Source organism: Bacteroides finegoldii DSM 17565 (assembly GCF_000156195.1).
In the GTDB taxonomy this organism is placed as follows: domain Bacteria; phylum Bacteroidota; class Bacteroidia; order Bacteroidales; family Bacteroidaceae; genus Bacteroides; species Bacteroides finegoldii.
The window spans coordinates 1-6,130 of the sequence record NZ_GG688323.1; the positions used below are offsets into that span (position 1 = coordinate 1).

Annotated in this window: 4 protein-coding genes and 2 pseudogenes; 2 read left to right on the forward strand and 4 right to left on the reverse strand. The window is 43.1% G+C overall.

What is annotated here, in order from left to right; translation table 11 throughout:
• From BACFIN_RS23700 to BACFIN_RS10700, 3 genes and pseudogenes are all read right to left on the reverse strand, one after another.
• A pseudogene (locus tag BACFIN_RS23700) lies at window positions 1–140 on the reverse strand (DDE transposase); the annotation flags it as partial.
• A gap of 234 nt (window positions 141–374) precedes the next feature.
• Window positions 375–3,011 carry a valine--tRNA ligase gene (locus BACFIN_RS10705; RefSeq protein ID WP_007752766.1) on the reverse strand — a complete coding sequence of 879 codons (2,637 nt, stop codon included), beginning with the start codon at window positions 3,009–3,011 and terminating at the stop codon, window positions 375–377.
• A gap of 64 nt (window positions 3,012–3,075) precedes the next feature.
• A complete protein-coding gene (locus tag BACFIN_RS10700) occupies window positions 3,076–3,714 on the reverse strand; it encodes a hypothetical protein (protein ID WP_007752767.1) in 639 nt (212 codons plus the stop codon).
• 140 nt (window positions 3,715–3,854) lie between these two features.
• Between BACFIN_RS10700 and BACFIN_RS10695 the strand changes: the two genes are divergently transcribed.
• Together BACFIN_RS10695 and mazG are read left to right on the forward strand one after the other, a co-directional pair.
• Window positions 3,855–4,907 (forward strand): DUF3810 domain-containing protein, encoded by a 1,053-nt coding sequence (locus tag BACFIN_RS10695; protein ID WP_007752768.1) that lies wholly within the window; start codon window positions 3,855–3,857, stop codon window positions 4,905–4,907.
• 28 nt (window positions 4,908–4,935) lie between these two features.
• A complete protein-coding gene (mazG, locus tag BACFIN_RS10690) occupies window positions 4,936–5,724 on the forward strand; it encodes a nucleoside triphosphate pyrophosphohydrolase (protein WP_007752769.1) in 789 nt (262 codons plus the stop codon).
• Window positions 5,725–5,990: 266 nt separating this feature from the next.
• Here the strand turns inward: mazG and BACFIN_RS21740 are convergent.
• Window positions 5,991–6,130 (reverse strand): annotated as a pseudogene (locus BACFIN_RS21740) (IS256 family transposase); the annotation flags it as partial.

Sequence of the window (6,130 nt, forward strand, 5' to 3'; positions counted from 1 at the left end):
GCCAGTTCCGAGAAAGGGAATAGAGAATGGAGTCGACCTAATTCACTCGTTGCAAAACTTTGACGATATTTTTTAAGCATATCGAACTCGGTAAAACCTAAACAAGGTTCGATTTCTGAGATTTTTTGTATCTTTACCATGTGTTTTTATTTTTAATTCCCCCCGTTTTGGCCGTCAAACCGTTTTTTGGGGGGAATGCTTAAAGATACAAAAAAGGCAACTAATTCGCAATGAAGTAGTTGCCTTAAATTTTATTATTTTAGGAATATCCCTACTAAAAGTTAATTAAGAAGAAACAGCACTTATTGAATTAAAAACAGAAGGCATCCCAAATCTAATTGAGATGCCTTACATATACCAAAAGTATCAGAAAGTTATACCTTCTTCAAAGCCTCAATACTTTCTTTCAAAGATTTGATAATACTTTCCGCATCTGCCTGTTTCTTACGTTCCAATTCAAGAACAGCCGCCGGAGCATTATTAACGAATTTCTCGTTGCTAAGTTTTTTCAGCACCCCTTGCAAGAACCCTTCTTTGTGTTTGAGTTCCGCTTCCATACGGGCGATCTCCGCTTTCACATCAATCATATTCCCCAATGGAACGGCGAATTCAGTTGTTCCAATCATGAAGGAAGCTGCACCTTCCGGCTTGCTCTCCACTACTGTAAAAGAAGAAAGATTACACATCTTAATGATAACCGGATTCATCTTCTCTACCGGATGACTGCCTACAACCTGCAATTCAAGTTGTTCTTTCATGGCAATATTCTTCTGCAAACGAATACTGCGAACATTACTGATAATTTCCTTAGCAACCTCAAACTCTTGCAGGAATTTCTCATTCACTTCATTCGGCTCGAACATTTGGGTTACCATCAAGCTAGCCCCCGGTTTACGTTCACGCAGTTGCTGCCACAGTTCTTCTGTAATAAACGGCATGAAAGGATGAAGCATTTCAAGCAGACGTTCGAAAGAGCTAAGAACCATATCATAAATAAAACCATTTACAGGTTGCCCGTAAGCCGGTTTCACTATTTCCAGCAACCAAGAAGAAAATTCATCCCAGAACAGCTTATAAACCAACATCAACGCTTCACTCAAACGATATTTAGAGAAAAGATCAGCTACTTCAACTGCCGCCGCATCCAATCTTTGATCAAACCATTGAACAGCCAAATGCGCATCAGCGGGAATGGGAACGGACCCCATACCGTTTGTCCACCCTTTAATCAGACGGAAAGCATTCCATATCTTGTTGCAGAAGTTACGTCCTTGTTCGCAAAGGGCGTCGTCGAAAAGAATGTCGTTTCCGGCAGGAGCTGAAAGCATCATACCCATACGTACACCGTCGGCACCATACTTTTCGATCAGTTCCAATGGATCGGGAGAGTTACCGAGCGATTTAGACATCTTACGTCCCTGTTTATCACGAACGATTCCTGTGAAGTATACGTTCTTAAACGGCATCTGTCCCTCGTATTCGTAGCCTGCCATAATCATACGGGCTACCCAAAAGAAGATAATATCCGGTCCTGTTACAAGGTCGCTTGTCGGATAGTAGTATTTGATTTCTTCGTTGCCCGGGTTGTTGATTCCGTCGAACAAAGAGATAGGCCACAACCAGGAAGAGAACCAAGTGTCCAGGCAATCTTCATCCTGACGAAGGTCTTCCATTGTCAGGGCGGCATTACCCGTCTTTTCTTTTGCTTTTGCCAAAGCTTCCTCGGGAGTAGCGGCTACTACATAACCACCTTCCGGCAGGAAGTATGCAGGAATACGATGTCCCCACCACAACTGACGGCTGATACACCAGTCTTTGATGTTTTCCATCCAGTGACGGTAGGTATTCTTGTATTTGGCAGGGTAGAATTTCAGATCGTCGTTCATTACCGGAGGCAATGCCATATCTGCAAAATGTTGCATCTTGAGGAACCATTGCATAGACAATTTCGGTTCGATCACAACGTTGGTACGTTCCGAATATCCTACCTTATTTGTATAGGCTTCTATTTTTTCGAGCAATCCGGCAGCTTCGAGGTCCTTCTCGATCTGCTTACGAACATCGAAACGGTCCATGCCGATATACATACCGGCAGCTTCGCTCAATGTACCGTTGTCATTGAAAATATCGATACTAGGCAAGTTGTATTTTTCACCCAGCATATAGTCGTTTACATCATGGGCCGGAGTTACTTTCAGACAACCTGTACCGAATTCGATGTCTACATAATCATCCTCAATCACAGGAATGACACGGTTTACCAGCGGAACGATCACTTTCTTTCCTTTCAGCCATTCGTTCTTCGGGTCGTTCGGATTGATACACATAGCCGTATCACCCATAATTGTTTCAGGACGGGTTGTTGCAACAACCGCGTAGCGACCTTCCGGATCACCTTCTACTTTATAGCGGAGGTAATACAGTTTTCCGTGTTCTTCCTTATAGATTACTTCTTCGTCAGAAAGGGCAGTCAAGGCTTTCGGGTCCCAGTTTACCATGCGGACGCCCCGGTAGATCAATCCTTTATCGAACAGATCGACAAATACCTTGATTACACTTTCGCTACGTTTCTCATCCATAGTGAAAGCAGTACGATCCCAGTCGCAGGATGCGCCGAGTTTACGGAGTTGTTTCAGGATAATACCACCGTGCTCGTCTGTCCATTCCCAGGCATGTTTCAAGAATTCGTCACGAGATAGATCGGTTTTCTTGATACCTTGAGAAGCGAGTTTGTTTACAACTTTAGCTTCGGTAGCAATAGAAGCGTGGTCAGTTCCCGGCACCCAGCAAGCATTCTTGCCTTCCATACGGGCACGACGAACTAAAATATCCTGGATGGTATTATTAAGCATGTGTCCCATGTGTAACACACCGGTGACGTTCGGGGGCGGGATGACGATGGTGTAAGGTTCACGGCCATCGGGTTTTGAACTGAATAATTTGTGGTCCAGCCAATACTGGTACCACTTTCCCTCCACGTCAGCGGGATTGTACTTACTTGCTAATTCCATATTGTTTTATGTATATGATAATGTATATTCTAAAAATAACGGGTGCAAAATTAATAATTTAAATTCAAATCTTACCACCCTCGGGGTGTTTCTGTGCACGGAAAGAGAATTTATATCCCTCATAAAGAGCGAATCCGTAGAACAGGGCAGTCATCGACATTACATTTTTCAACAGAATAGAGAATATCTCTCCATAGTCTACACCTGCCAGGACTTGAAAATAGCCCATTTCATAATCTTGGGAGATATACCCGATAATAGACAAGAAATCACCTAAGATGCAACTAACCAGAGATAATGCCGCACCGGTAATTCCAAAAATGGGACGTATTCCCTTGCCCTGCCGCATCGCAAAACCTACCATGAATCCGATAGCAATGGGCATAAACCCAATCTGACGACCTGTAGAAACGGAGATCAGCCCCCATGCCACCGCACCAACGATGCATGCGACAACTGCACACAATACTCCTTTGGGCAGGTTCTCTTCGGCAAGCATTTCCTCTTCTGTCATGGATACCGGAAAGTCTTCCGGCTTGGGAGGCGCTAATCTTTCCAGTTCCTTATCTTGCTCAAAACTGTCACATTCTTCTTCAAAAGCGGGAAGTTCTCCGGTACGTTTACAAACGAGTCCTTTTCCGTTCACAAAATCACGTGACACGCAATTCCTGCAATACTTTTCTATTTCTTCTGATGTAGCCATCTTATCCGGTTTATGTTGAATAACTTTCTCTGATTACGCAGGTACACAAAGTCACTGTTAACAGATTTTTTGCAAATATAGAGGTATTTTTTCGCGCGACGTTTATTAAATGCATATTTTTGTTGACTGATTTTATACAAATGATGAAAAATAAGCCAAATGTAAGATATTTAGCCTTAGGAGCATTATTAATCCTGGTGTGGCTAACGCAATGGATTCCTGCTCTGGCAACGATCTATTCTCAAACAATCTATCCCCTTATCTCCTACGTCCTGTCGTTTTTTTCCGGTTTATTTCCTTTTGCCATAGGGGATTTATTTATTTTCCTTAGCATCACAGGCGTGATTGTTTATCCCGTTTATGCCCGTCTCCGCAAGAAGTTGCCTTGGAAGAAAATCTTATTGCGCGACGGAGAATACTTATTATGGATTTATGTATGGTTCTATCTGGCATGGGGACTGAACTACTCGCAGAAAAATTTCTATCAACGAACAGAAATCCCGTATACCGCCTATACTCCCGAGATTTTCCAAGAATTCGTAGATGATTATATTACTCAACTGAACCGCTCGTATACTCCTGTCAATAGTATCGATCAAGATTTGATACGAGAGGAAACTGTGCGAATCTATCATCAGTTAAGTGATAGCCTGGGCGTACATCGCCCTCCACACAAGCATCCGAGGGTAAAAACAATGTTATTCACTCCCTTCATTTCGATGGTAGGGGTAACGGGTAGCATGGGGCCTTTCTTCTGCGAGTTTACACTCAACGGAGATTTGCTTCCCGTTAATTATCCGGCCACTTATGCTCACGAACTAGCCCATTTATTAGGTATCACCAGCGAAGCGGAAGCTAATTTCTATGCTTATCAGGTTTGCACCCGTTCAGAAGCAATGGGAATCCGTTTTTCCGGATATTTTTCTATATTGGGACATGTATTGGGAAATGCGCAAAGATTACTCCCGGAAGAAGAATACACCCGACTGTTTAAACGCATCCGACCGGAAATTATCGAATTGGCTAAGAATAACCAGGCGTATTGGGCTGCCAAGTATAGCCCTGTGGTCGGTGCTGTGCAGGATTGGATATATGACCTTTATCTGAAAGGGAATAAGATAGAAAGCGGACGGCAAAACTATTCGGAAGTTGTGGGGCTGCTGATTTCCTATCAGGAGTGGAAAAAGAAATAAAAATCAAGAACAAAAAATAGATATATTTATGTCACATACCAGACAAGAACAGATGGAAGCCTTCGGACGCTTCCTGGACATTCTCGACGAACTGCGTGTTAAATGTCCCTGGGACCGCAAACAGACCAATGAAAGTCTGCGTCCCAACACCATAGAAGAGACTTACGAACTTTGCGACGCCCTGATGAGGGATGACAAGAAAGAAATCTGCAAGGAATTGGGCGACGTATTATTGCACGTTGCTTTCTATGCCAAGATAGGCTCGGAAACAGGAGATTTTGACATCAAAGATGTTTGCGACAAACTGTGTGATAAACTGATTTTCCGTCACCCGCATGTATTCGGAGAGGTAAAAGCAGAGACAGCAGGACAAGTTTCCGAAAATTGGGAACAGTTGAAGCTAAAGGAGAAAGACGGCAATAAGAGTGTATTGAGCGGTGTACCCGCTGCCCTCCCCTCGCTCATCAAGGCTTATCGTATTCAAGACAAAGCCCGCAATGTAGGTTTCGACTGGGAAGAGCGTGAACAGGTATGGGATAAAGTGAAGGAAGAAATCGGAGAGTTTCAGGATGAAGTGGCTAATATGGATAAGGACAAGGCGGAAGCTGAATTCGGCGACGTTATGTTTAGCCTTATCAATGCAGCGCGTCTCTACAAGATCAATCCTGATAATGCTTTGGAACTTACCAATCAAAAGTTTATCCGTCGCTTCAATTATTTGGAGGAACATACTATCAAGGAAGGAAAAAACCTGAAAGATATGTCTCTTGAAGAGATGGATGCTATTTGGAATGAAGCAAAGAAAAAAGGACTGTAAGACCCATGAGTTACATTGATTTAAATGCAATCATCGAAAGATGATTTGGAGTTCATAACACATGCCAAACAGGATATTCCACTATTGATTGCAGAAATAGAATACTTAAAATCAATGCTGTCTAAATAAAAAAATAGAGGCTCTATTCCGTGCGAGTAGGCACTATAAAATAAACTGTGTCACGCATTATTTTTTCTCTAAAAACTCGTCGGTCGGGGAACGGCCAGCGCCAAGGGGCGGGACCACCTGTCCCGACGAGCGTAAAATTACAATAATTTAAACCGTTCTCCAAATTTTATGGCCAGTTGCTGTGAGATTGTAGCCCAATTGGCCAGTGGCATAGTCCACTTCTTCCGTATATTACGGTATGCAAGATAAACCAGTTTCTCAAGGGCTGTATCTGACG